This window comes from Microbispora sitophila (assembly GCF_014892245.1).
Taxonomy (GTDB): domain Bacteria; phylum Actinomycetota; class Actinomycetes; order Streptosporangiales; family Streptosporangiaceae; genus Microbispora; species Microbispora siamensis.
Genome location: NZ_JADBGC010000034.1, coordinates 50,079 through 75,109, shown reverse-complemented (window position 1 = coordinate 75,109; position 25,031 = coordinate 50,079). Strand labels below are relative to the sequence as shown.

Annotated in this window: 25 protein-coding genes; 12 read left to right on the top strand and 13 right to left on the bottom strand. The window is 70.9% G+C overall.

What is annotated here, in order from left to right:
• A complete protein-coding gene (locus tag IL992_RS40695) occupies positions 1 to 846 on the bottom strand; it encodes an LLM class F420-dependent oxidoreductase (protein ID WP_193208623.1) in 846 nt (281 codons plus the stop codon).
• A gap of 285 nt (positions 847 to 1,131) precedes the next feature.
• Between IL992_RS40695 and IL992_RS40690 the strand changes: the two genes are divergently transcribed.
• The gene (locus IL992_RS40690) at positions 1,132 to 1,773 is read left to right on the top strand and encodes a VC0807 family protein (RefSeq protein ID WP_193208622.1); all 642 of its coding nucleotides are present in this window, start codon (positions 1,132 to 1,134) and stop codon (positions 1,771 to 1,773) included.
• Here the strand turns inward: IL992_RS40690 and IL992_RS40685 are convergent.
• Positions 1,770 to 2,231, bottom strand: a complete 462-nt coding sequence (locus IL992_RS40685; RefSeq protein WP_193208621.1) for a nuclear transport factor 2 family protein — start codon at positions 2,229 to 2,231, stop codon at positions 1,770 to 1,772. The genes IL992_RS40690 and IL992_RS40685 overlap by 4 nt on opposite strands.
• A gap of 45 nt (positions 2,232 to 2,276) precedes the next feature.
• Here IL992_RS40685 and IL992_RS40680 point away from each other — a divergent pair, with 45 nt between their 5' ends.
• The 3 genes from IL992_RS40680 (at position 2,277) to IL992_RS40670 (ending at position 4,871) form a co-directional block, all read left to right on the top strand.
• Entirely contained in the window at positions 2,277 to 3,002 is a 726-nt protein-coding gene (locus IL992_RS40680; protein WP_193208620.1) for an SDR family oxidoreductase, read from the top strand.
• Between the two features lie 67 nt (positions 3,003 to 3,069).
• The gene (locus IL992_RS40675; RefSeq protein ID WP_193208619.1) at positions 3,070 to 3,942 is read left to right on the top strand and encodes a phosphotriesterase; all 873 of its coding nucleotides are present in this window, start codon (positions 3,070 to 3,072) and stop codon (positions 3,940 to 3,942) included.
• 59 nt (positions 3,943 to 4,001) lie between these two features.
• Positions 4,002 to 4,871, top strand: coding sequence for an alpha/beta fold hydrolase (locus IL992_RS40670; RefSeq protein WP_193208618.1), 870 nt, complete (start codon positions 4,002 to 4,004; stop codon positions 4,869 to 4,871).
• Here the strand turns inward: IL992_RS40670 and IL992_RS40665 are convergent.
• Positions 4,834 to 5,367: a MarR family winged helix-turn-helix transcriptional regulator gene (locus tag IL992_RS40665; protein ID WP_226874709.1), complete on the bottom strand. Its 534-nt coding sequence runs from the start codon at positions 5,365 to 5,367 to the stop codon at positions 4,834 to 4,836. The two genes, IL992_RS40670 and IL992_RS40665, sit on opposite strands and share 38 nt — an antisense overlap.
• A gap of 138 nt (positions 5,368 to 5,505) precedes the next feature.
• Between IL992_RS40665 and IL992_RS48760 the strand changes: the two genes are divergently transcribed.
• Positions 5,506 to 6,825 carry a mycothiol transferase gene (locus tag IL992_RS48760; RefSeq protein ID WP_319019144.1) on the top strand — a complete coding sequence of 440 codons (1,320 nt, stop codon included), beginning with the start codon at positions 5,506 to 5,508 and terminating at the stop codon, positions 6,823 to 6,825.
• 34 nt (positions 6,826 to 6,859) lie between these two features.
• Here the strand turns inward: IL992_RS48760 and IL992_RS40650 are convergent, their stop codons facing one another.
• The 6 genes from IL992_RS40650 to IL992_RS40625 form a co-directional block, all read right to left on the bottom strand.
• The gene (locus IL992_RS40650) at positions 6,860 to 8,254 is read right to left on the bottom strand and encodes an NAD(P)/FAD-dependent oxidoreductase (RefSeq protein ID WP_193208617.1); all 1,395 of its coding nucleotides are present in this window, start codon (positions 8,252 to 8,254) and stop codon (positions 6,860 to 6,862) included.
• Positions 8,255 to 8,314: 60 nt separating this feature from the next.
• A complete protein-coding gene (locus IL992_RS40645) occupies positions 8,315 to 9,100 on the bottom strand; it encodes an ABC transporter permease (protein WP_193208616.1) in 786 nt (261 codons plus the stop codon).
• On the bottom strand, positions 9,097 to 9,960 hold the full coding sequence (locus tag IL992_RS40640; protein ID WP_193208615.1) for an ABC transporter permease: 864 nt from the start codon (positions 9,958 to 9,960) through the stop codon (positions 9,097 to 9,099). Before IL992_RS40640 ends, IL992_RS40645 begins: the two co-directional genes overlap by 4 nt.
• A complete protein-coding gene (locus tag IL992_RS40635) occupies positions 9,957 to 11,216 on the bottom strand; it encodes a polyamine ABC transporter substrate-binding protein (RefSeq protein WP_226874687.1) in 1,260 nt (419 codons plus the stop codon). Before IL992_RS40635 ends, IL992_RS40640 begins: the two co-directional genes overlap by 4 nt.
• A gap of 81 nt (positions 11,217 to 11,297) precedes the next feature.
• A complete protein-coding gene (locus tag IL992_RS40630) occupies positions 11,298 to 12,446 on the bottom strand; it encodes an ABC transporter ATP-binding protein (protein ID WP_193208614.1) in 1,149 nt (382 codons plus the stop codon).
• 51 nt (positions 12,447 to 12,497) lie between these two features.
• Positions 12,498 to 13,931, bottom strand: coding sequence for a gamma-aminobutyraldehyde dehydrogenase (locus IL992_RS40625; protein WP_193208613.1), 1,434 nt, complete (start codon positions 13,929 to 13,931; stop codon positions 12,498 to 12,500).
• A gap of 222 nt (positions 13,932 to 14,153) precedes the next feature.
• Between IL992_RS40625 and IL992_RS40620 the strand changes: the two genes are divergently transcribed.
• Positions 14,154 to 14,645 carry an Lrp/AsnC family transcriptional regulator gene (locus tag IL992_RS40620; RefSeq protein ID WP_030511698.1) on the top strand — a complete coding sequence of 164 codons (492 nt, stop codon included), beginning with the start codon at positions 14,154 to 14,156 and terminating at the stop codon, positions 14,643 to 14,645.
• 19 nt (positions 14,646 to 14,664) lie between these two features.
• Here the strand turns inward: IL992_RS40620 and IL992_RS40615 are convergent, their stop codons facing one another.
• Positions 14,665 to 15,318 carry a cyclase family protein gene (locus IL992_RS40615; RefSeq protein ID WP_193208612.1) on the bottom strand — a complete coding sequence of 218 codons (654 nt, stop codon included), beginning with the start codon at positions 15,316 to 15,318 and terminating at the stop codon, positions 14,665 to 14,667.
• A gap of 109 nt (positions 15,319 to 15,427) precedes the next feature.
• Complete coding sequence (locus tag IL992_RS40610; protein ID WP_319019143.1) at positions 15,428 to 16,258, bottom strand: nitrilase-related carbon-nitrogen hydrolase; 831 nt, start codon at positions 16,256 to 16,258, stop codon at positions 15,428 to 15,430.
• Between the two features lie 122 nt (positions 16,259 to 16,380).
• On the opposite strand from IL992_RS40610, the gene IL992_RS40605 reads away from it, so the two are divergent.
• Entirely contained in the window at positions 16,381 to 17,838 is a 1,458-nt protein-coding gene (locus tag IL992_RS40605) for a PucR family transcriptional regulator (RefSeq protein WP_319019142.1), read from the top strand.
• Between the two features lie 17 nt (positions 17,839 to 17,855).
• Here IL992_RS40605 and IL992_RS40600 read toward each other — a convergent pair whose 3' ends face one another.
• Positions 17,856 to 18,029 carry a hypothetical protein gene (locus IL992_RS40600; RefSeq protein WP_193208610.1) on the bottom strand — a complete coding sequence of 58 codons (174 nt, stop codon included), beginning with the start codon at positions 18,027 to 18,029 and terminating at the stop codon, positions 17,856 to 17,858.
• Between the two features lie 448 nt (positions 18,030 to 18,477).
• On the bottom strand, positions 18,478 to 19,215 hold the full coding sequence (locus IL992_RS40595; protein WP_079319797.1) for a GntR family transcriptional regulator: 738 nt from the start codon (positions 19,213 to 19,215) through the stop codon (positions 18,478 to 18,480).
• Between the two features lie 247 nt (positions 19,216 to 19,462).
• Here IL992_RS40595 and IL992_RS40590 point away from each other — a divergent pair, with 247 nt between their 5' ends.
• The 5 genes from IL992_RS40590 to lsrF are packed head-to-tail and all read left to right on the top strand — an operon-like array spanning position 19,463 to position 25,011.
• A complete protein-coding gene (locus tag IL992_RS40590; protein ID WP_193208609.1) occupies positions 19,463 to 20,587 on the top strand; it encodes an ABC transporter substrate-binding protein in 1,125 nt (374 codons plus the stop codon).
• Positions 20,588 to 20,635: 48 nt separating this feature from the next.
• Complete coding sequence (locus IL992_RS40585) at positions 20,636 to 22,147, top strand: sugar ABC transporter ATP-binding protein (RefSeq protein ID WP_193208608.1); 1,512 nt, start codon at positions 20,636 to 20,638, stop codon at positions 22,145 to 22,147.
• Positions 22,147 to 23,106 carry an ABC transporter permease gene (locus IL992_RS40580; RefSeq protein ID WP_193208607.1) on the top strand — a complete coding sequence of 320 codons (960 nt, stop codon included), beginning with the start codon at positions 22,147 to 22,149 and terminating at the stop codon, positions 23,104 to 23,106. The genes IL992_RS40585 and IL992_RS40580 overlap by 1 nt, the downstream gene beginning before the upstream one ends.
• Positions 23,103 to 24,131: an ABC transporter permease gene (locus IL992_RS40575; protein WP_193208606.1), complete on the top strand. Its 1,029-nt coding sequence runs from the start codon at positions 23,103 to 23,105 to the stop codon at positions 24,129 to 24,131. Before IL992_RS40580 ends, IL992_RS40575 begins: the two co-directional genes overlap by 4 nt.
• A complete protein-coding gene (gene lsrF, locus IL992_RS40570; RefSeq protein WP_193208605.1) occupies positions 24,124 to 25,011 on the top strand; it encodes a 3-hydroxy-5-phosphonooxypentane-2,4-dione thiolase in 888 nt (295 codons plus the stop codon). Before IL992_RS40575 ends, lsrF begins: the two co-directional genes overlap by 8 nt.
• Positions 25,012 to 25,031 lie beyond the last annotated feature (20 nt).

Genomic DNA, 25,031 nt, shown 5'->3' with positions numbered 1-25,031 from the left:
TCATTCGCCGCGCAGATCGGCGAGGGCGTTCTCGAAGGCGTCCATCGCCCGCTCGATCCGGTCGAACCCGGCCGACGGCAGCCAGGCCATGACACGGGCGACTCCCGCCTTCTCGCACTGTTCCAGCGCGCCGGGGTCGGCCGGTGCGGACAGCATCACGACCTCGACGTGCCTGCCCTCCTCTTCGGCCCGCCGGAACAACTCGGGGATGCGCTCCAGAATCCCCGGGCCGTAGTTGGGCAGCCACGCGTCGCCGTAGGTGAGCACGCGGTCGAACACGCGCGGCCCGACGCCGCCCACCAGGATCGGCGGGTACGGCTTCTGCGCCGGCTTGGGCCAGGACCAGATCGGGTCGAAGGACACGAAGTCACCGTGGAACTCGGCCTCGTCACGGGTCCAGATCTCCTGCATCGCCCGCACGCGCTCCCGCAGCACGGCGAAGCGGCGGGCCGGATCGACGCCGTGATGACGCAGTTCCTCGCGGTTCCATCCGGCGCCGACGCCGAACTCGAACCGCCCGCCGGTCAGGTTGTCCACGCTCGCCACCGTCTTCGCCAGGCCGATGGGCTCGTGCTCGGGCACCAGGCAGATGCCCGTCCCCACGCGCAGCCGGGACGTCGCCGCGCCCGCGGCCATCGAGGCGATGAACGGGTCGTAGCTGTGCCAGTAGCGCCGGGGCAGTTCGCCTCCCCACTCGTCCTTCGGCGTCTGGCCGCCGGGCGGCACCGGAATGTGCGTGTGCTCGGTGAACAGCAGGGCCGTGTGGCCGCGCTGCTCGACGAGCCGGGCCAAGGCATCAGGACGAACCGCATCATCCGTTGCGAAGTAGCCGAAACCTGAGTCCATGCCGTCAACGTAACCCGCGTTCACCGCCCGCCGGGGAAAGCGCCCAGCGGTCCCCGGTAAAGCACTGATCAGGGGTTTTCCATCGCCAGGACGCCCGCGAGAGGTATGCCGTACCGTTATGAAGCGCGGGGGCGGTTCGCGCATTCGGCCCCCGCAAGCCTGACGGTCAGGTACGGTAAGCCACCGACGAAGCCGCCCAACTCGGGTGTTTCCATCCGCTATGTCCGGGTAAGCGCGATGCCCAACTACAGCGTCGGTCTCCCCCACCGGCCCGTTGGAGTCACCATGAACCACACGCCCTTCGCATTGCCACGGCTCACCGCGCTGATCAAGCAGGCGGTGCCCCGGCTCCTCGAAGGCGTGGTGGCTCCCCTCGTGGTCTTCTACGCGGCCCTCGCGGTGCTCGGGCTGCGCGGCGCGCTGATGGCCGCGGTGTCGTGGGTCTACCTGGGCGTCCTGTGGCGGCTCATCCGGCGTCAGCCCGTGCCGGGGACGATGATCATGGCGACGATCGCGATCACCTTCCGCACCGTGATCGGGTTGTGGACGGGCAGCCCCGTCCTCTACTTCATCCAGCCGGAGCTCGGCACGATCTGCATCAGCATGGTGCTCCTGGCGTCGGTGCGGATGCGCCGCCCGCTGGTCCAGCGGCTCACACTCGACTACATCCACCTGCCGTCGTTCGTGCTGCGGCACGAGCGCGTCCGCACCTTCTTCGCCAGGATCACCCTGCTGTGGGCGTTCGTCCTCCTGGTCAACTCGGCCATGAGCATCTGGCTGCTGCTGCACGAGTCGATCGGCGACTACCTGATCATCCGCACCGCCGCCGTCGCCGTCGTCACCGGCCTGGCCTTCACGGCGTCCATCTGGGCGTTCCGCCGGGTCCTGCGGCGGCTGCACACCGAGGTCCCGGCGATCACCCGCTAGCCCTCCAGCCTGTGCGTGCGCACCGCCTCGTCGCCGCGGGTGTGCCAGGCGTCGAACGCGAAGGCCACGACCTTCCACCCCTCGGCCTGCCGTACGAGCCGGAGCCGGTAGACCCCCCACACCTCGAACATGCCGCCGCCCAGCGCCGCGTCGAGCAGGTTGTAGGAGTACCCCTTGGTGGTCACGTGCGCCTCGGCGCCGTCCACCGTCACGGCGAAGTTGCTCACGCTGTGGAAGCTCTGCTTGCGGGCGTGCAGGCCGGTGCGCCACCCGCCCACGAGGGCGTCGGCGCTGATCCGGGCGGGCTCTCCGCCGTTGAGGCTGGTGAAGTCGGCGTCCACCTCGTCGTCGAACAGCTCCCGGCACACCGGCCAGTTCTTGGCGTCCACGGTGTCGAAGACGGCCGTGACGACGTCCACGATCTCGGCCCGGTCCACCAGAGCGGCGATCTCATCCATGGGCACCATCCTGCCCCAACATGATCTGTGATAGGCACGGTTCTCATGGGTACCGCACTGGTCACGGGCGCCTCGCGAGGTCTGGGCGCCGTCATCGCCGAACGGCTCGCCGCGGGCGGCTGGCACGTCGCCGTCAACTACGCCAACGACACCGCCGGGGCCTCCGCCGTCGTCGACCGCATCACCGCCGCCGGCGGCTCGGCCCGCCTGGCCCGGTTCGACGTCACCGACGAGGAGTCCGTACGGGAGGGCGTGGCCGCGATCGGGCACGTCGAGGTGGTCGTCAACAACGCCACCGGCCCCCAGCCGCTGATGCCGGTGGAGAAGCAGACCTGGGAGGACCACCTCGGCCAGCTCCGCTTCTTCGTCAAGGCCCCGCTGCTGATTCTGCAGGCCGTGCTGCCCGGCATGCGCGAGGCCGGTTCCGGCCGGATCGTCAACGTGGGCAGCGAGGTCGCCGACCTCGGCAACCCGGAGTTCGGGCACTACGTCGCCGCCAAGGCCGCGATGCACGGGCTCACCCGGTCGTGGGCCAGGGAGCTGGGGCCGTACGGGATCACGGTGAACACCGTCGAGCCGGGCTGGATCCCGGTGGAGCGGCACGCGGACGTCCCCCCGGAGGACTACACCGATTACCTGCGCGACGTCCCGCTGGGTCACATGGGCGTGCCGGCGGACGTGGCCGAGACGGTGGCGTTCCTCGCCTCCCCCGGGGCCCGGTTCGTGACCGGCCAGCGGCTCGCCGTCAACGGCGGCAAGACGATGAGTTGACACGCGGAACGTAAAGAATCATGTGATTCGCGAGCAGTTTCGGCAAAAAATCGGTTAATGTCCGTTCATGTCCGGCGCATATTTTCCCCGAATCCAGACCGTCACGGGCGCCGTCCCCGTCGCCGAGATCGACGGGCCGGTGCTGCCGTACGAGCACCTGCGCACCGACACCCGCTGGGGGATCGGCGTGGACTCCGATCCCCATCGGTGGCTGGACGAGGAGCGATACGTGCTGGCCGAGGTCAAGCACCTCGGCAGGGAGCAGGCGCTGGGCCTCGTCGTGGAGCACAGCTGCATCGGGATGGCCCGCGACCCCGTGGCGCTCGCCCGGATCTCGATGGCCGCGCGGGTCCCGATCGTGGCCGCCACCGGCTTCGCCGCGCAGCCGTTCGCGGGTGAGGCCGTCACGCGGTACGGCGTGGAGGACCTGACCGCCGACCTGCTGCACGAGATCGGCGCCGGACTCGACGGGACGGGCGCACGGCCGGGCGTCATCGTCGCCGCCGCGTGGGACGAGACGCCCACTCCCGCCGAGGAGCGGGCCGTCACCGCCGCCGCCCGCGCCTCGCTGCGCACCGACCTCCCGGTGGCGACGGGCGGCCTGGAACTGCTGGAACTCCTGCTCTCGCAGAACGTCCCCGCCCGGCGGCTCAGCGCCCGCACCGGCGACCCGCTGGTCCAGCGCAAGATCGCCGAGACCGGAGCGTACGTGAGCGTGGACGACGCCGAGGACGTCCTCACCCTCCTCGACGGCGGGCACGCCGAGCGCGTCCTGCTCAGCAGCGGCGTACGCCTGCGGGAGCACCTGGCCGGCTACGGCGGGCAGGGCTACGGCCGGCTGTTCTCGTCGGTCCTCCCGGCCCTGCGGGAGGCCGGCGTGGACGACGACACCCTGCGTCTCATCACCCACGAGAACCCGCTCCGCTGGCTCACCGCCTGACGTCACCGCCCAGATCTCGACTGCGATATCCCGGGGGCGCGGCGGGCAGAGGCATGGTCATGTTCGCCGGATTCGAACTCAGCTACGTCGAGGTCGGAAATGCGCGGCTCCGGGTGCGGCACGGAGGCGAGGGACCGGCGGTGCTGCTGGTCCACGGGCACCCGCGGACCCACACCACATGGCACCTGGTCGCGCCCGCTCTCGCCGCCGCCGGATACACCGTGGTCTGCCCGGACCTGCGGGGCTACGGCCGGTCCACGGCGCCTCCCGACGAGCCCGACCATTCCCAGGCCGGCAAGCGCGCCATGGCCGGCGACCTGATCGCGTTGATGCGGGAACTCGGCCACGAGCGGTTCCACGCCGTGGGCCACGACCGCGGCGGCTATGTCGTCCAGCGCCTCGCCCTGGACCATCCGCATGCCGTGGACCACGTCGTCATCCTCGGCGACGTGCCGATCGGTGAGGCGCTGGCCCGCTGCGACGCCAGATTCGCCCACGCCTGGTATCACTGGTTCTTCATGGGCCAGCCCGCGCCGCTGCCCGAGCGGTTGATCGCCGCCGACCTGGACGCCTGGTACGCGCTCGATCCGGCGCGGATGGGCCGGGAGAACCACGCGGACGTGGCCGAGGCGGTGGCCGACCCCGGGGTGCGGCACGCGATGTGCGAGGACTACCGTGCCGGGCTGGGCGTGGACCGCGCCGCCGACGACGCGGACCGGGCGGCCGGCCGCCGGATCACCAGCCCCCTGCTGGTCCTGTGGGGAGCCGAGGACGACGTGGCGGAACTGTACGACCACGACGTTCTGGGCGTGTGGCGACCGTGGGCCACCGACCTGTCCGGTCACGCCCTCGACACCGGCCATCACATGATGGAGGAAGCACCCGATCTCCTCACCGAGGCCCTGCTGGACTTCCTCCCCCGGCCGTGATCCCCGCGGATGCGACCGGGACGTCAACCGCCGACTCGCCGGTCAGAACCCAGGAGGCCAGGTCGGCGAGGTAGATGTTCGCCAGAGCCCCCTCCAGGGCGGCGCCGAGGACCGCCCGGTAGGTCGGGGTGGCCTCCCCGTGGCGCCGCCGACCGGCGGGTGTGATGCTCGCGGCGACCGAACGTCCGTCACCGGCGGCAGAGGCCCGCTGTGCCAGCCCGAGATGTTCGAGCCGTCCCACCAGGCGGGTGACGCTGCTGTCCTTCAGCCCGATCCGGTCCGCCAGTTCCCCCATGCGCAGGCCGGGACCGGCATCCGGGCGGCTCAACGCGCACATGGCGCGATAGTCCGACAGCGGCAGGCCGTGGTGCCGCCGCAGGGCGTCGTCCAGCTCCTTCTCCACGCGGGCGAGCAGGCGCACGGCCATGCACCAGCGTTCGTCCTGCGCATCGTCGGCGGGGGCGGGTGTCCCGTCGCTGCCCGGCGTTGTGTCCATCACGAGAATCATCTTAGTTGTACAAGCAAGCTTCTGCGGCATAGTGTGCCCACACGCCGATTCGCGGCGACCGCGATCACCCCGCCCGCACTCCGATCGGCCGGTTTCCCGGCACGATCGATCACCTCGAGAGGTTCGATGGACACCGTCTCGCGCCATTACGATCAGCTGCTCGCTCGGCACTACACCTGGATGCTCGGCGGCGACCTGACGGCCCTCGTCGCCGAGCAGACCCGGCTGCTGCGTGACCTCGGCGTCGAACCGCGCGGCCCCGGCGAGACCGCCGTCGATCTCGGTTGCGGGCCGGGGAACCAGACGCTGGCCCTGGCCGCGCTCGGTTACGACACCGTGTTCGCCGTGGACACCAGCAAGGCGCTGCTCGACGAGCTCACCTCGCACGCGGAGGGGAACCCGGCGATCCTGCCCGTCCACGCCGACATCCGCGTCGTCCTCCCGGAGATCACCGAGCCGGCGAGCGCGGCCGCGATCGTCTGCATGGGAGACACGCTGACCCACCTGCCCCGCAAGGCCGGCGTGACCGCCCTTCTCGTCGACTGCGCCGCGGCCCTGGCCCAGGACGGCAGGCTCGTCGTCACCTACCGCGACCTGACCCGGCCACTGCACGGGACCGACCGGTTCCTCCCTGTCCGCAGCACCCCGGATCAGGTCCTCACCTGCTTCCTGGAGTACGTCGACGAGGAGACGGTGATGGTCCATGACGTCCTGCACCGGCGCTCCGGGGCCGCCTGGACGCAGCAGGTCGGCAGCTATCCGAAGCTTCGCATCGGCGCGGACTGGCTGGTCGGGCAGTGCTCGGCTGCCGGGCTGACTGTGGAGCGCGACGAGGCCGGCCCACGCGGCATGCGGCTCCTCACGGCCGTCAAGAAGGGGCGGCAGCCGATCACGAACGACAGGGGCCGCCGGAGAAGGGGCGCGATCCTCGGGGGCGAGGACCCGCGCAGGTTCGGCTTTCCCGCCACCGGAGACGAGCGGGCCATGCTCGTCAACGTCCTGGCGGCGCAGCGGGCGACGCTGGAGTTGAAGTGCGCGGGCCTGACCGTCGAGCAGGCCAGGCGATCCGTCGAGCCCTCCACGCTGTCGCTGCTCGGACTGGTCCGCCACCTCGCCGACGTGGAGCGCCGCTGGTTCCGCCGGGTGCTGGCCGGGCAGGAAGCGCCCGACCGTTTCTCCTCGCAGGAGGACCCCGACGGGGACTTCGACGGGGCCGTGCCCGACCCCGCCGTCGTGGCCGGCGCCTGGGAGGCCTGGCGCGAGGAGGTGGCGTTCGCCGACGCCTATGTCGCCGAGGCGCCCCATCTGGACGTCGAGGGCCACGACGCCTGGCGTGGCAGGGTGTCGCTGCGCTGGGTGCTCATCCACCTGATCGAGGAGTATGCCCGGCACAACGGCCACGCCGACCTCCTCCGCGAACGCATCGACGGAGCACTGGGAGTGTGAGACACCGGGACGGACGGCCCGGTGTCTCACACGTCTAGGAGTCGAAACCGACGCCGAAGGCGTCGAGGGTGCGCAGCCAGGCGTTGCGGCGGCCCTCGTGCTCGTCGGCACGGGCGATGGCCCAGCGGGTGAGCTGGATGACGCCCGACCGCACCGGCTCCGGCGGGAAGGGCATCGGCTTCTGCCGCACCATGCGCAGGTCGGTACGCTCGGTCACCCGGCCCTGCAGCAGGTCGAGCATCACGTTGGCGCCGAACCGGGTGGCGCCCACGCCGAGGCCGGTGTATCCGGCGGCGTAGGCGAGGCGCGAGCCGTACGCGGTGCCGAAGAAGGCGCTGAACCGGCTGCAGGTGTCGATGACCCCGCCCCACCTGTGCGTGAAGCGCAGGCCGTGGAGCTGCGGGAACGTCTCGAAGAAGTGCGTGGCGAGCTTCTCGAAGGTGGCGTCGCGCTGGTCGTACTCCGGCTTGACCAGGCCGCCGTTGTGATAGACGGCGTCGTAACCGCCCCACAGGATCCGGTTGTCGTCGGTCAGCCGGTAGTAGTGGAACTGGTTGGCCGAGTCGCCGATGCCCTGGCGGTTCCGCCATCCGATCTCCGCCAGCAGGTCGTCCGGCACCGGCTCGGTCATCAGCGCGTAGTCGTACACCGGCACGAGGAAGTGCCTGAGCCGGCGCAGCAGCGGAGGGAAGGCGCCGGTGCCGAGCGCCACCCGCCCGGCCCTGACCCGCCCCTTCGGCGTCTCCAGTTCGAGCGCGACGCCGTCGTCGTGCAGGGAGCGCACCGGCGTGTGCTCGAAGACGCGCACGCCGAGCCGCACGCAGACGTCGCGCAGCCCCCACGCCAGCCGCGCGGGGTCGACCATGGCGACGCCTTCGCGGTCCCACACGCCGCCGAGGTACGTCGGGGAGTCCACTTCGGCCCGCACCTGCTCGCGGTCGAGCCGCTCCAGCCGCAGGCCGAGCGAGGCCGCCCCGCTCACGTCCTCGTCGAGCCCGGCGAGCTGCCAGTCCTCGGTGGCCACCCGCAGCTCGCCGGTCCGTTCGAAGGAGCACTCGACGCCATACCGGGCGAGGGTGTGCTCGATCTCGTCGAGGTTCTCCCGGCCGAGCCGTTCCAGCGTCTCGATCTCCGCGGGCCAGCGGTCCTGCCCGTTGCCGAGCCCGTGGGTCAGGCTCGCGGCGCAGAACCCGCCGTTGCGGCCGGAGGCGGCCCACCCGACCGCGCGGCCCTCCAGGAGGACCACGTCGAGCGAGGGGTCGCGCTCCTTGGCCATCAGGGCGGTCCACAGACCGGTGAAGCCGCCGCCGACCACCGCCAGGTCCGCCGTGAGGTCTCCCCTCAGCGGGGGCAGCGGCTCGGGCGCGATCGGCCGGTCCAGCCAGTACGGTTTGCGCTCCGCGTCAGCGAGAGCTTTCAGCGGACTCACACATTTCACTTCCCCTCGAGATCCCCGGGGGGACCTCACAGGTTCTCACAGGGTCCTACATCAATTGCGGCGGCGGGCCACCAGGGCGTTGACCACGGCGATCAGCACACCGGCCGCGAAGATCAGCGTGCCCATGACGTTGACCTGGGGCGGGATGCCCACGCGGGTGGCGCCCCAGATCCACAGCGGGAACGTCACGGTGCCGCCGGAGTTGAAGTTGGTGATGACGAAGTCGTCGATCGACAGCGCGAAGGCCAGCATCGAGCCCGCCAGCACTCCGGGGAAGATCATCGGAAGCGTGACCAGACGGAACGTCGTCCACGGTCCCGCACCGAGGTCGCGCGCGGCCTCCTCCAGCGAGGCGTCCAGCGTCATCACCCGGGCCCGCACGGTCACGGCCACGAACGAGATCGAGAACATGACGTGCGAGATCACGATCGTCCAGAACCCGAGCGGCACGGCGAGCGTGACGAACAGCGACAGCAGCGACGCGCCCATCACGATCTCGGCGCAGGAGATCGCCGCGAACATGACGAGGTTCATCGCCCCGGCCCCGCGGAAGCGGTAGCGGCCCAGCGCCAGCCCGATCAGCGACCCGAGCACCCCGGCGATCAGCATCGTCAGCACGGCGATGACCAGCGAGTTCACCAGCGCCTTGGTGAGGTCGTCGATCTCGAACAGCTTGCCGTACCACTTGAGCGTGAAGCCCTGCCAGGTCGTGTTGAACCGGCCGTGGGTGTCGTTGAAGCCGAACAGGATCATGACGGCGATCGGCAGCACGAGCCAGGCGATCACGAGCCAGGTGTAGATCTGCAGGCCGCGGCCCCGCAGCAGGCCATCCCTCATCGGGCCGCCACCTCCAGCACGTCCTCGGTGCCGAGCGCCCTGGCGTACGCGAAGATGCCCACGAGCAGCAGGGCCATCAGCGTGAACGACAGCGCCGAGGCGGTCGGGTAGTCCTGGTTGATCAGGAACTGGTTCTGGATGACGTTGCCGATCATGGTGTTGCTGGTGCCGCCGAGCACCGAGGCGTTGACGTAGTCGGACGTGGCCGGGACGAACGTCATCAGCACGCCGGCGAACACCCCGGGCAGCGACAGCGGCAGCACGACGCGCAGGAAGGTCTGCGTCTTGCTGGCGTACAGGTCCTGCGCCGCCTCCAGGACGCGCGGGTCGATACGCTCCAGCGCCACGTACATCGGCAGGATCATGAACGGCAGGAAGTTGTAGGCCAGACCGCCGATCACCGCCGCGCTCGTGGCCAGGATGTGGAAGTCCTGCGGCACCAGGCCCATCGACTTCAGCGGCCCGAGCAGCATGCCGTTGTCGGACAGGAAGAACTGCCAGGAGATGGTGCGCAGCACGAACGACACGAGGAAGGGCAGCAGCAGCAGGAAGAGGTAGAACGACTTGCGGTTGCCGCCCTTGAAGGCGATCCAGTAGGCCACGGGGAACCCGATGACGATCTGGATCAGCGTCGAGGCCAGGCCGTACACGAGCGACCGGACGATCTGGTCGTGGTAAGTGCTGATCCCGTCGACGTAGCTGTGCCAGTTGAACGTGAACGCGTAACCGTTGACGACGTCGCCGGACTGCAGCGACAGCGACAGCATGACGACCGTCGGGATGACGAAGAAGATCGCCAGCCAGAGTGTGCCGGGGAACAGCAGCGCGTACGGCGTCAGCGAAGCCCTGAGCCTGCTCATGCCGTCGTGATCGCCTGGAAGATGGACTCGAACTTCTTCTGCTCCTGCGGCGTCTTGAAGTTCTTGTAGCTGCGGAGCTTGGCGTAGTCCTCTTCGGTCGGGAACACCAGCTCGCTGCCCGCCACCATGTCGAGGAGCTTCTTGTCCTCACCGGTGGCCTTGGCGGCGTCGGCGGCGATGATCTCCTTGGCGGCGGGGACCGGGGTGACGTAGTTGATGTACTCCGCGAGGTGCGCCGCCACGTTCACGTCGTAGAAGAAGTCCATCAGCATGATCGCGTCGACCGGGTTCGTCGCGGTCTTCGGGATCATCATGTTGTCCGTCCAGATGGTCGCGCCCTCCTGCGGGATCACGAACTTCAGGTCCGTGCCGTCGGAGACGTTCTTCTGGAAGACGTCGCCCGACCACGCCATCGTGAGCCAGATGTCACCCTTGGCCAGCGGATCGATGTACGCCTGGTCGTAGTACTTGCGCACGATGCCGGCGTCGCGCTGCTCCTGGAGCTTGGCCGCGGCCTTCTCCCAGTCCGCCTCGGTCGACTTGTCCGGATCGATGCCGAGCGCGAACAAGCCGAAGTTGGCGATCTCCTGGGAGTCGGACATCATGCCGACCTTGCCCTTGTACTTGGGGTTCCACAGGTCGGCCATGCTGGTCGGCGGGGTGTCGACGTACTTCGGGTTGTAGGCGATGCCGGTCATGCCGGAGGCCCACGGAATGCTGTAGACGTTGCCGGGGTCGAACGACTCGTTCTTGTACCGTGCGCCCGCGTTGGCCGCGAAGTTCGGCAGCTTCGAGTGGTCGAGCGGGACGAGGTAGCCGAGCTGGACCAGCTGAGTGAAGTGCAGGCCGTTGGTGACGACCATCAGGTCGTAACCGATCGACTGCCCGGCCGCGAGCTGCGGCTGGATCTTGGCGAACCAGCTCGGATTGTCCTGGATGACCTCCTTGTAGGTCACCGTGATCCCGGTCTGCTTGGTGAACTGCTTGAGCTCGGGCTGCTTGGGATCCATGTAGAGCGGCCAGTTGGCGAAGTCCACGTGGCCGTTCTTCGTCTTGCCCGACCAGTACTTCTCCACCTCGGACTGGGCCTGTGCGGAGGAGGTGGGCCTGGCCGTGCCCTTGCCCTGCACGCCGCAGGCCGCGAGGGCGAGCCCGGCGGCCGACAGGCCCGCGAGCCGGAAGGCGTCGCGTCTGCCGAGCCGGCGCTGGGTCATGCCGCGGAGGAGGGCGGCGTCCTGCCTGTATGGGTCGTTCATAGGGGTTCGTGCTCCGGGTTCGCTGTACCGGGGTTCGGGGATTCGTCGCGGGAAATTCGACGTGGGATTCGACGCCGGGATTTACCGCAGCGCGTAGGAGTGCCAGGGCTGCCAGGAGAGCCAGACCGTGTCGCCTCGCTCGGCGGTGATCGTGCTGTCGTGGGCGTTCTGCTCGAACACCGTGATCTCGGCGCCGTCGCCGAGCACCACGACGTAGCTGTTGTAGGTGCCGAGGTAGACGACCTCGGACACGGTTCCCCGTACGACGCTGAGGTCGCCTTCCGGCTGGTCCTTCGCGATCTTGATCTTCTCGGGGCGGACCGTGAGGTCGACCGTGGCACCGGCCGAGAGCTCGCCGTCGGCGGGGACGAGGATCCGGTCGCTCGCGCCGAGCGCGAGCACGGCCGTGTCGCCGGCGACCTGCTGGACGGTGCCGCTCAGCAGGTTGGAGGTGCCGATGAACCCGGCCACGAACTTGCTGGCGGGCCGCTCGTAGATCTCGCGGGGGTCCGCGAGCTGCTCCACGAGGCCGTCGTTCATGACCGCGATGCGGTCGCTCATCGTCAGCGCCTCGCTCTGGTCGTGCGTCACGTAGACGAACGTGATGCCGACCTCGCGCTGGATGCGCTTGAGCTCGATCTGCATGGCCTGGCGGAGCTTGAGGTCGAGCGCGCCGAGCGGCTCGTCGAGCAGGAGCGCGCGGGGCCGGTTGACCAGGGCGCGGGCGAGCGCGACGCGCTGCTGCTGGCCTCCCGACATCTCCTTCGGCCGGCGCTTCTCGCGGCCGACCAGGTCCACGACCTCCAGGATCTCGCCGACACGGCGCTTGATCTCCGCGTCGGGGACCTTCTTGCGCTTGAGCCCGAACGCGACGTTGTCCCAGACGTTCATGTGCGGGAACAGCGCGTAGGACTGGAACACCATGTTGATGTCACGCTTGTTCGGCGGGACGTTCGTGACGTCGTCACCGTGGAGCCTGACGACCCCCTGTGTGGGGTCCTCGAACCCGGCGATCATTCGCATGCTGGTGGTCTTGCCGCAGCCTGAGGGGCCGAGGAGGGAGAAGAACTCCCCCTCCGCGATGGCGAGGCTCACGCCCTTGACCGCCCGTACGACCTCGCCGTGCGAGACGTACTCCTTGACCACGTTGTCGAGTTCGATGGCGGGCACGTCTCCTGATACGGGGGCAGCCGCGACGGCTGCCCCCGGGCCCGCCTGGATCTCTGTCATTCCAGGCTTATCCCTCTTTTTCGATAGGTGTCCGGCCGGAGCCGGGCGTACCTATTCGCCGATGTAGTGCATGACGTGCTTGACGCGGGTGTAGTCGTGCAGGCCGAAGACGGACAGGTCCTTGCCGTAGCCCGAGTGCTTGAAGCCGCCGTGCGGCATCTCGGACACGAACGGGATGTGGGTGTTGACCCAGACCACGCCGAAGTCGAGCCGCTTGGACATCCGCATCGCGCGGCCGTGGTCGGAGGTCCACACCGAGCCGGACAGGCCGTAGCGGACCCCGTTGGCCTTGGCCAGCGCGTCGGCCTCGTCGGTGAACGTCTGGATGGTCATGACGGGGCCGAAGATCTCGTCCTGCACCATCTCGTCGTCCTGCTTCAGCCCGTCCACGACGGTCGGGGCGAAGAAGAAGCCCTTGTCGCCGACGCGGGTGCCGCCGGTGAGGACCTTCGCGTGCTCGGGGAGCCGCTGGAAGAAGCCCTCGACCCGGGCGAGCTGGTTGGCGTTGTTCACCGGCCCGAAGTAGGCGTCCTCCACGTCGAGGCCGCCCAGCTTGGTGGCGGCCGCGGCCTCGGCCAGCGCCGCGGCGAACTCGTCGTGGATGCTCTCCTGCACGAGCACGCGGCAGGCGGCGGTGCAGTCCTGGCCGGCGTTGTAGAGGCCCGCCCCGGCGATCGCCTCGGCGACGGCCTTGATGTCCTTGACGTCCTCGAAGACCACGACCGGGGCCTTGCCGCCCAGCTCCAGGTGGACGCGCTTGAGGTCCTCGGCGGCGGTCCTGGCGACCGACATGCCCGCGCCAACCGAGCCGGTGATCGCGACCATGCTCGCGGCCGGGTGGCCGACGACCAGCGAGCCGGTCTCCCGGTCGCCGGTCACGACGTTGAACACGCCGGCAGGCAGGACGTCACCGAGGATCTCGGCCAGCTTCAGCGTGGAGACCGGGGTGGTGTCGGACGGCTTGAGCACGATCGTGTTGCCGGCCGCGAGAGCGGGGGCGATCTTCCACACCGCCATCATCATCGGGTAGTTCCACGGCGTGACCTGGCCGATGACGCCGATCGGCTCGTGCCGGATCACCGAGGTGTGGTCGGCGAGGAACTCCCCGGCGGTGGGACCCTCAAGGGTGCGGGCCGCGCCGGCGAAGAACCGGAAGTGGTCGGCGGCGACCGGGGTCTCGTCCTCGGCCATGCGCGCGCGGGGCTTGCCGGTGTTGCGGCACTCGGCCTCGTTGATCTCGTCGGCGCGGGCCTCGATCGCGTCGGCGACCTTCAGCAGCAGCGCCGCGCGCTCGCCCGGCGTCGTCTGGCCCCACGTCTCGAAGGCGGCCGTCGCGGCGGCGTACGCGGCGTCGACGTCCTCCTGACCCGACACCGGTGCCTGGGCGTATACCTCCCCCGTCGTAGGGTCTACGACGTCGGAGAAACGGCCGCTCGCGGCGTCGACGAACTTCCCGTTCACGAAGTTCTGGAGACGGGTGGTCACCGTTGACCTCCTGGTGGTGGCTGAGTTGTCGCGACTCTGGCAGAGGAAAGAGCCTACGACAAGGGATTTCGTCGCTAAGATACCAAATTGCTACGAAATCGCTTGACGTGAGCGATGGAGCTGACAACATGTCAGACCACGATCGCAACATGTCAAAAACGGTGCTGTAACACCAGGTCGCTACGGCGGCCCAAGCCCGCCAAGAGAGGACACCCCCCGAGGATGACGACTCCGCCAAAGGCTCGCGCGGCTGCCGCGAAGGGTGGGCCGGTGGTGCTCGACGAGATCTCCAAGCAGATCATCGAGCAGCTTCAGATGGACGGGCGAAAGCCGTACGCCGCCATCGGCAAGGCGGTGGGGCTGTCGGAGGCCGCGGTGCGCCAGCGCGTGCAGCGCCTGCTCGACCTCGGCGTCATGCAGATCGTCGCCGTCACCGACCCGCTCACCCTGGGTTTCCCCCGCCAGGCCATGATCGGCATCAAGTGCGAGGGCGACCTGGAGCAGGTCGCCGACGAACTGTCGCAGATCCCCGAGATCGACTACGTGGTGCTCACGGCCGGCTCGGTCGACATCATGGTCGAGGTGGTCTGCGAGGGCGACACCCATCTTCTGGAGATCCTGGGGAAGATCCGGGCGATCTCCAGCGTCCGCGCGACCGAGACGTTCGTCTACCTCAAGCTGCACAAGCAGACCTACTCCTGGGGCACCCACTGACGACGGGCCCCGGCCTCCCTCAGCCGATCCGGGCGACGGCGCGTACGGGGGACCCGTCGGCGGCGTGGAGACGCAGCGGCAGCAGGGAGACCTCGATCGGACGGCCGGCTGCCTGGGCCTCCAGGAGCGGGCCGAGGCCGCGCAGGTTCTCGGCGATGACGGCGTGCGCGCCGCACAACACGCGATGCGCCGGCAGGTCGGCGGGAGCCGGGGTGGGGTCCACGCTGAGCGCGTCGACGCCCACGGTCCGCACGCCTGCGGCGACGATCCGGCGGGCGGTCTCCGCTTCCATGGAGGGGTGGGCCAGATAGTCGGGCGTGCCCCAGTGCTCGTCCCAGCCCGTCGCGACCAGCAGGACGGTCCCCGGGCCCAGCCGCCCGGTCAGCGGGGCGAGCATCCCAGGGGTGATCGGCGCGCGCGGGGGCAGGCCCCGGGCGTCGAGGACCGCCGCCGGGCCGAGGAACCGCTCGAGCGGCACGGCGTCGAGCGTGGGCAGCGCGTCGTCGATGTGGTAGGGCGCGTCCACGTGCGTGCCGGACTGCGACCCCAAGTGCAGGCCGAGGACGTTCACGCCCTCGGCCGCCACGGTCAGCGCGGGGGCGATCTCCACCTCCGGGTCTCCGGGGTAGACGGGCATGCCGCTCACGACGGGCACCGACAGGTCGACGATCATCGCTTCTCCCCTGGTGTCAGGCCTTTCCGAGTGCGAGCGGCCGATCAGATCGTAGGCCACGAGGAAAGCGAGCCCCAGTCTGTCGAGGCCCCAGTCTGTCGAGAAGGGTTCAGCGCGTCCGCGAGATCTCGTACAGATCCGTCCGCCGGTCGCGGTGGACGTCGTTGCGCGGGCCGGTGGCCTTGTCCCTGGCCGCGGCCAGGTCGCAGTCGGCCACCAGCACGACGGGCCCGTCCCTGAGCACGGGTCCCGCCAGCGGATAACCGTCCGGCCCGATGACCGAAGTGCCGCATACCCAGCCCACCTCGCGCTCGGCGGCGCAGCGGTCGGCCACGGCGACGAACATCCGGTTGGCGGCGGCGGCCACCTGGGCGTAGGCGACCAGCACAGGCCGCTCCCCGGCCGGGACGGGCGAGACGGGCCAGTTGGTGGAGACGGCGAGCAGGTCGGCCCCGGCCAGGCCCACCGCCCGCACCCACTCGGGGAACTCCAGGTCGTAGCAGACCATCATGCCGATCCGGCCGAGCGCGGTGTCCACCACGGGAGCGGCGGCGTCGCCGGGCGCGAACACGTCCTGCTCGTCGTGCCACAGGTGGGCCTTGCGGTAGACGGCCCTGGTCCCGGTGGGGTCGACCATGACCTGGCTGTTGCGCACGAGGCCGTCCGCCAGTTCGCAGAACCCTCCCACGACGACCAGGTCGTGGTCCTTGGCCAGCCGCCCCCACTCCGTGACGGTCGGGCCTTCGGCCGGCTCGGCCAGGCCCCTGGCCTCCTCGGCGTCGGCGAAGACGTATCCGCTGTTGACCAGCTCGGGCAGCACGACCAGGCGGGCCCCGGCCGCGGCGGCCTCGGCGACGGCCTGCGCGGCGGCGGCGCGGTTCGCCTCCGGCTCGCCCACGCGCAGCGGAAGCTGCGCAACGGCGACCCGCGTCACAGCCACGCCATCGCCCGGCCCGGCGCTCGGACTCATACGTTCCTCCAGGTGAGGGGGAGATCGCTCGAGTGTGCCCGACCTCCCGAATCAGGACAAGTAGCGCTATCAGGGGAAATACGCTGGCCGTCGTGGACGCGCACAACACCGTGGAGGACCTGCTGCGCTCCCCTGCGCTGCAACTGAGGGTGCTGGCGGGCGAGCGCGGCCTCGGCAGATCGGTCTCCTGGGCCCACGTGAGCGAGCTGGAGGACCCCACACCCTGGCTGCTCGGGGCCGAAGTGATCATGACGACCGGCATCGGGGTGCCGAAGAGCGCGGCCGCCCAGCGCGCGTACCTGGAGCGGCTCGACGACGCGGGGGTGGCCGCGCTCGCGCTCAGCGCGGGGCTGCACGTCCCCCCGCTGCGCCGGGCCTTCCTCGACGCCGCCGAGGAGCGGGGGTTTCCCGTGCTTGAGGTGCCGCTGGCCGTGCCGTTCATCGCGATCGCGCAGGAGGTCGCGGCGGCCGTCCAGGAGGACGCCCGCCAGCGGCTGGGGGCGCAGCTCCAGGTGTTCGGCGCGCTGCGCTGGCTCGCCTCCGAGGGACTGGACACGGCCGGGCTGTTCCGGCGGCTCGAACGGCTGTCGGGCTACGAGATCTACCTGAGCACGCCGCAGGGCCGCCCGCTGCTGCCGGGCGTGCCGGCGCCCCCGCCGTCCGTACGGCTGCCCGCCTCGGCGGACGCCCCGCCGACGATCCCGGGCGGGTTCGCGCTCCCGGTTCCCGCGCCGGGCGGGCCGGCCGGGTTCCTGGTCGCCTTCGAGCGGGAGGGCGCCCGCCCGGCCGGGCTCGCCGTGGTCCAGCACATCGCGACGGTCGCCGCCCTGCGAGTGGCGATGGTGCGCAGCGAGCGCGAGACGCTGCGCCGCCAGGGCGCGGAGACGCTCGCCGAACTGCTGCAGGACGTGCTCGACCCGGAGACCGCCCGGCGCAGGCTCGCCCTGATGGGCCTGCCGCCCGAGCGCGACGTCGTGCTGCTCGTGGTGCGCGACGCCGCCGACGACGCCGTCGTGCAGGCCCTCGGCGAGCACCCGCACCTCATGCTCCGCCGCCACCGGGACCTCTACGTGCTGACGGCGGCGGCCGCCGCCTCCGCGGAGCTGGAGGCGGTGCCCGGCATCGCGGCCGGCGTCAGCCGTCCCCTGCCGCCCGGATCGTCGCTGCGCGTCGCCCAGCGCGAGGCGCTGTGGGCGGCCTCCCGCGCCGCCGAGGCGGGCAGGCCGCTGGTCGCCTACGGCGAGGACACCACGGGCCGGTGGCTGCCTGACGACGTGGGCGTGCTGGCCGCCCTGGTCGAACATGTGCTCGGCGACGTCCTGCGCTACGACGCCGAACACGGATCGGACCTGATCGCATCGGTGCGGACGTGGATGGAGCGCGACCGCCGCGTCGACGACGCCGCGCGGGCCCTGCACGTGCACCCCAACACGCTGTCGTATCGGCTGCGCCGCTTCGGCGCCCTGACCGGGCGCGACCTGTCGGCGACCGGCGACTTCGCCGAGGTGTGGCTCGCCATCCGCGCGGCGGCGCAGCTCGGCGGCCTGTGAGTCGGCGGGAGCGTCGTTCACAGGCCGAAGGTGATGTCGTCTTCGTCGCCGTGTTGAGGGAGTAGTCGCCGTAAGGTCGCGCGGTTGTCGATGTAGGCCTGCCGGAACAGTACGGGATCGTGGGCGGCGAGTTCCCGGTACAACGCGACCGCTTCCCGCGCCACCTCCATCTCCTCGCGGTGCTCGCCCACCCGGCCCAACGCCGCCAAGAGATTGCGGGCCGCGGCGGTCTCAACGGGTCGAGAAACGCGTGCAGTGCGTCGATCGCCGCCGCCGCGCTCTCGGCCCGGGTCAGGACCACGCCGAAATAGGATCCGCTGGCCCCAGCCAGAGCGGCTACCACTGCCGCGATCAGCGCCCGCCACACCAGCGGCCACCCCGCCGGAACCACCAGGGGCGGCACCCCCGCGCCGATGCCGGCCCCCACGCCCAGCACCCACGGGCTCTTCAGCCTTCTGAGCGCCTTCGACCTCGCGAGGTTCTTGAACCGGTGCGCCACGGCACCAGCATCGCCGTCAGATCAGGCGATATCAGCGGGCGACCGGAAACTGGTCTCAACCTGTTGCCGGCCACGGGTTCACAAGCGGCTCCCCGGTCGGTGACCGCGACCGACGGACCCCGCCGGTGCCCTCGCCCGGTTCAGCGGATGCCGACGTAGAAGCGCGTCTGGTCGCTGCGGTGGAGGGCGTAGTACGCCTCGAACCTGGTGTTGTCCTCCAGCCACGCGACCGACTCGATGCCGAGCAGCGGCGTCGAGGTGGACACCTCCAGCAGGGCCGCGTCCTCCCGGTTGGGGAAGACCGCCTCGATCCAGCGGTCGGCCGCCGCGGGCTCGATGCCGTACCGGCGGCGCAGCACGTCGTACAGCGACTGGTTCTCCAGGATGGCGCGTTCGAGCCCGGGGACGAGCCGGGCGGGCAGGGCGGTGTCGACGAGCAGCCACGGCTGGCCGTCGACCCGGCGGAGCCTGCGCAGCCGGACGACCTGCTCTCCCAGCGGTATCCGCAGGAGCGCGGCCTCCCGCTCGTCGGCCTCACCGAGCGCCTGACGGACGGTCTGCGTGGTCACCCGGCGCCCCGACTCCCGCAGGTCGTCGGCGGACCCGGACATCGACCCGACGAACCTCAGCTCGGTCTTACGGGGTGCGACGAAGGCTCCCTTGCCCTTTACCTTGTAGATCAGGCGTTGCTGGACCAGCTCGCGCAGCGCCTCCCTGACGACCGTGCGGGAGACCCCGAAAAGGTCGCTCAGCTCGGCCTCGGACGGCAGCGGCTGGTCCGGCCCGCGCACACCGCTCTCGATCTCCGCGCGCAACGCCCGCATGAGCTGCATCCACAGCGGTTCCGCCCCGTCGCGGTTGAGAGGCGGATAGGTCATCGTCACGGGAACCTCCTCGGCGGCACCGCAGCAGGATGCCCCACTCATACCTGTAACTACAAGTGGGCCCGGCTGTAACCAAGATTATCCGTCGGCGGCAGTCCGAGATGACCGAAAACAGGCTCTTGACACGCTCGTAACGCCCGCTTAGTTTGCTTGTCACTACAGGCCTGTAATGACAGGTCGATTCGGGCGAAGCCTTCACGCCGACTCTCCCCCTCGCGAACCCGCTCTGTCTGGAGACACCATGCACATGCGTCCCACACGCCGGTCCTGGCGCGCCGCCTCCGCCGCGGCGATCTCCGCTCTCGCCGTACTGGCCGCGGGCTGCGGCTCCGGCGGCTCCGGTAGTGCCACCGCGGACGCCGCCGGCGGCTCCGCGGGCGGCGGCGGTGACAAGCCCTTCATCGCGCTGAGCAACGGCTTCATCGGCAACGGCTGGCGCCAGACGATGATCGCCAAGTTCGAGGCCGCCGCCGAGCAGGCCAAGACCGACGGGCTGATCGGCAAGTACAAGGTCGTGAACGCGCCGGGCGAGAACTCGGCGACCGAGCAGGTCGCCCAGATCAAGAGCCTGCTGCTGCAGAAGCCCGACGCGCTGCTCATCGACCCCGCCTCGCCGACCGCGCTGCGGCCGGTGATCCAGCAGGCCTGTACGGCCGGCGTCAAGGTCGTGGTCTTCGACTCCGCCATCGACGCGCCCTGCGCCCACGTGCTGCAGAACAGCTTCGTCGACTGGGCGACGTACGCCGCCAAGCCGCTGCTGGAGGGCATCGGCGGCAAGGGCTCGGTCATCGTGAGCCGGGGCGTGGTCGGCTCCCAGCCCGAGGCCGAGATGCTCGACACCACCAAGAAGATCCTCGCGGACTACCCCGGGGTGAAGACCGTGGCGACGGTCACCGGCATGTGCGACGGCGCCACCGCGCAGAAGGCCGTGCTCGGCGTGCTGTCCAGCGTGCCGAAGGTGGACGGCGTCATCGGCTGCGGGGACGGCTACGGCGTGGCCCAGGCCTTCGCCACGGCGGGCAAGCCCGTGCCGGCGGTCGACTTCGAGACCAACGGCCGCGCGCTGAGCTACTGGCGGGACAACAAGATCGACAACGGCTCCGTCGCGGTCATGTCCGACCCCGGCCAGTCGGTCGCCGCCCTCTGGGAGGCCCTGGACCTGCTCGACGGCAAGGACGTGCCCAAGCAGATGACCTTCCCGATCGTCCTGATCGAGCAGAAGGACCGCGACGCCTGGGCCTCGGTGCTCAAGCCCGACGAGTACGCCGCCTGGCCGTGGACCCAGGAGCTGTTCCGCCAGCAGGTCGAGGCCGTCAAGACCGGCGGCAAGCCGGTCCAGCCGCCGATCCCGTCGGCCGCGAGCTGACTCGGCTTCACATCGATCACGGCACGGAGGAGACGGAGGAGACCGGGCATGCACGTCGACAATCTCCCGGCCGGCGGCACGGCGCCGCCGGAGAGGGACACCGGACCGGCCGCCCGGCCGCCCGTCGTCACCGCCAGGGGCGTGACCAAGGCGTACGGGCGCACCCGGGCCCTGACGGGCGTGGACCTGGAGGTCCGCGCGGGCGAGGTGCTCGGGCTGGTCGGTCACAACGGCGCGGGCAAGAGCACGCTCATGCGCGTGCTCGCCGGGCTTGAGGCCTGCGACACGGGCACGGTCCTCGTGCACGGGAGCAAGGCGTCCGCCGAGGACTTCCGGTCGGTGCGGATGGCCTACCAGGAGACGTCGCTGTGCCCCGACCTCACCGTGGCGGAGAACATGTGGGTGTCCTCGCGGCACTGCCTGCCCCGCCTGGGGTGGCGGCGGGCGGCGAGCGACGCGGTGCGCCGCCGCCTCGACGAGATGTTCCCCGGCCACGGCGTCTCCCCGCGCGACCGGGTGGAGGACCTGTCGCTCGCCCGCCGTCAGATGGTGGAGATCGCCCGGGCCTGCCTCGTGGACCGGCTCGACCTGCTGATCCTCGACGAGCCCACCGAGTCGCTCGGCCCGGACGCCGCCCGGTCGCTGTACGCCTACGTGCGCAGGCTGACCGAGACCGGCACCGCCGTGCTGCTCATCTCGCACCGCATCCGCGAGGTCCTCTCGGTTGCCGACCGGGTGGCCGTGCTGCGCGACGGCGCGGTCACCGCCGAACGGCCCGCCGCCGGACTCGGCGAGCCGGACGTCCTGGAGCTGATGGGAGCCCACGTCGCCGCTCCGGCGGCGACCGGAACGCGGACGGCCGCCGGCGGGGCCGCCGCGCGGGAGACGGTGGCCGAGCTGCGCGGCGCCACCGGCCCCGGCCTGCGCGAGGTCACCCTGCGGGTCGGCAAGGGCGAGGTCGTGGGCCTCGCCGGGCTGGCCGGCCAGGGCCAGCAGGAGGTGCTCGAACGTCTGTGGCGGCCCGTCCGGCGCGACACCACGGTGAAAGTGACGCGGGCGTACGTGCCGGGCGACCGGCAGCGCTCTGGCGTCCTGCCCCTGTGGAGCGTGGGCGACAACCTGATCGTGACCGCGCTGCGCGGCATCGCCCGCCGCGGGCTGCGCCGCCCGGCCGAGGAGCGCGCGATCGTCGGCGACTGGGTGAAGCGCCTGGCCATCAGGGGTGGCGCGGAGGCCGGGATCACCGAGCTGAGCGGCGGCAACCAGCAGAAGGTCATCGTCGCCCGCGCGTTCGCCTCCCCCGCCGGGCTCGTGCTGCTCGACGACCCCTTCCGGGGCGTGGACGTGCACACCAAGACCGATCTGTACCGCCTCATCAGGGAGGAGGCGGCGAAGGGCCGGAGCATCGTCTGGTACTCCAGCGAGAACGCCGAGATGGCCCACTGCGACCGGGTCTACGTCTTCCGTGCCGGCCGGATCGTGGCCGAACTGACCGGCGAGGAGATCTCCGAGGAACGCATCATCGCCGTCTCCTTCAACGAGGACGGAGGAAACGACTGATGGCCCAGCTTCTCGCCCCGGCACTGCCCGACCGCGCGCGGATGCGCCGCTCCGCCCCGGCCGCGGTCAGCGCCGTCGCCCTGATCGCGATGATCGGCGTCTGCTCGTCGCTCCAGCCGGGCGTGCTGACCGTGGAGGGCCTCACGCTGGTCCTGTCCGCCACCGTGCCGCTGGTGATCGCCGCGCAGGCGCAGATGACGCTCATGGCCGTCGGCGACATCGACCTCGGGATCGGCAACTTCGTCGGCCTGGTCACGGTGGTCTCCGCGACCCTGCTGGTGTCGTCCCCCCTCGTCGGCGCGCTCGTCCTGGCCGGGCTGGTCGCGGCGTACGCCGTGCTCGGCCTGCTCATCCACCTGCGCGAGGTGCCGGCGCTGATCGCGACCCTCGGCGCCTCGTTCGTCTGGCTCGGGCTCGGCCTGTTCCTGCTGCCGACGCCGGGCGGCACGACCCCCGGGTGGCTGGCGTCGTTCGGCGCGTGGCAGCCCGCGGGCTTCCCGGCGCCGCTGCTGCCCATCCTGGTCGTCGCGCTGGTGGTCTACCTGCTCACCGCGCGCGGCGCCGCAGGCGTGCGGATGCGGGGTCTGGGCAGCAACCCGGTCGCGCTGCGGCGGGCCGGCCTGCGGCCGCTCACGTCCCGCGTCATCGCCTACGCGACGGCGGGCTCGCTCGGCGTGCTGTCCGGCCTCGTCCTGGCCTCCCAGACCGGCGGCGGAGACGTGTCGTCGGCCTCCAGCTACACGCTCATGACCGTGGCCGCGGTGATCCTCGGCGGGGGCTCCTTCTCCGGCGGCAACGCCGTGCCGTGGGGCACCGCGATCGGCGGGGTGACGCTGGGGCTGGTCAGCGTGGTTCTCAGCCTGCTCGACGTGCGGTCCGACATGCAGTCGGCCGTGCAAGGCGTGATCGTCCTGGCCGTGCTCGCCGGCCGCGTCGTCGTGGGGAAGGTGCTGCGATGAACATCCGCGTGACCGGTTCACGTCGCTGGAGCGGCCCCTGGAGCGGCCCCTGGATTTGGGGTTTCGCCGCCGCCGCGCTCGTGTGGCTGGTGATCCTGGCAATCTCGGGCCAGGGCGGCGGGCAGACCGTCTCCCTCGCCCTGTCGCTCGCGCCGTACCTCGTCATCGTCGGGCTCGGGCAGATGCTGGTGATCACCGCGGGCCCCGGCAACATCGACGTGTCGGTCGGGTCGGTCATCTCGCTCGCCGGGTTCGTCTCGGTGGCGGCGGCCTCCGCGACCGGCTCGGCGGCCGTGGGGATCCTCGCGGGGATCGGCGTCGGCGTCCTCGTCGCGGCGGTCAGCGCCGTGGCCATCCTCGGTCTGTCCGTCCCCCCGATCATCGCCACGCTGGCCGCGGGGCTCGTCGCCTCGTCGATCACGCTGTCGATGGCCAACGGCTTCACCGCCGTACCCGACCCCGGCCTGCGCTCGGCGCTCAACCTGCGCCCGGCCGGCGTGCCGCTCCTCGCGCTGGCGATCGCGGTGCTGACCGTGCTCGTCGTCGCGCTGCTGCGCCGTACGGTCTACGGCCGGTCGCTGATCGCGGTGGGCCAGAGCCGCCGGGCCGCCGAGCGGGCCGGCATCCCGGTCGCCCGGATCATCGGGTCGACGTACCTGCTGAGCGGGGCGCTGGCCGGCCTGACCGGCGCGCTGCTCGCCGCCTACATCGCGCCCTCGGCCGATCTCGGCACCCGCTACCTGCTCGACTCCGTGGCCGTCGTGGTCATCGGCGGCACGCTCATCTCCGGCGGCCGCGCGGTCCCGGTGGGCGTGTGGGGCGCGGCTCTCTTCTTCATCCTGCTCGACGGACTGGTCAACCTCGTCGGCTGGAGCACCGCGGCGCAGAACCTGCTCAAGGGCGGCCTGGTGCTCTTCGTCCTCTTCCTCGCCGGCGGAGGCGACCGTACGGCATCTCTGTTCAGACGGCGATCGCGCACCGCGACCGCCACCACCACTAGCACAGGAGACGACACTGATGGCTGACACCGACGGCCTGCTCGACGCCCGCGACTTCGGGACGTCCGCCGGGCCCGCGGCGAGCGGCTTCCACGTCAAGGGCGCGCACGGGCAGGACTGGGGCCTGCGCAACCGTCTGTCGCGCATCTTCCGGCCGGACACCGGACGCACGGTCATGCTGGCGTTCGACCACGGCTACTTCGTCGGCCCGATGGCCGGCCTGGAGCGCCTCGACACCCGGATCGCCCCGCTCGTCCCGGACGCCGACGCGATCATGATGACCCGCGGCGCGCTGCGCACCAGCATCCCCGCGACCACCGACGCCGGCATCGTGCTGCGCGCCAGCGGCGGCCCGAGCATCCTGCGCGAGCTGTCCGACGAGCACATCGCGCTCGACATGGAGGACGCGCTGCGCCTCAACGCCGCGGCCGTGGCCATCCAGGTGTTCATCGGCGGCGAGCACGAGTCTCGGTCGGTGGCCAACCTGGCCACGCTCGTGGACGCCGGCCAGCGGCACGGCGTCGCCGTGCTCGGCGTCACCGCGGTCGGCAAGGACATGGTCCGCGACGCCCGCTACTTCCGCCTCGCCACCCGGATCAGCGCCGAGATGGGCGCCCACATCGTCAAGACGTACTACGTCGAGGAGGGCTTCGAGACCGTCACCGCGAGCTGCCCGGTGCCGATCATCGTCGCGGGCGGCAAGAAGCTGCCCGAGATCGACGCCCTGACGATGGCCTACCGGTCGATCCAGGAGGGCGCCGCCGGCGTCGACATGGGCCGCAACATCTTCCAGAGCGACAGCCCCGCCGGCATGCTCGCCGCGGTCCGCGCGGTCGTGCACGACGGGCTCAAGCCCGAGGAGGCGTACGAGATCTACAAGGAGAAGGCGGCGGGCTCCGCAGCCTAGTCCAGTTCTTCTCCGGCGCG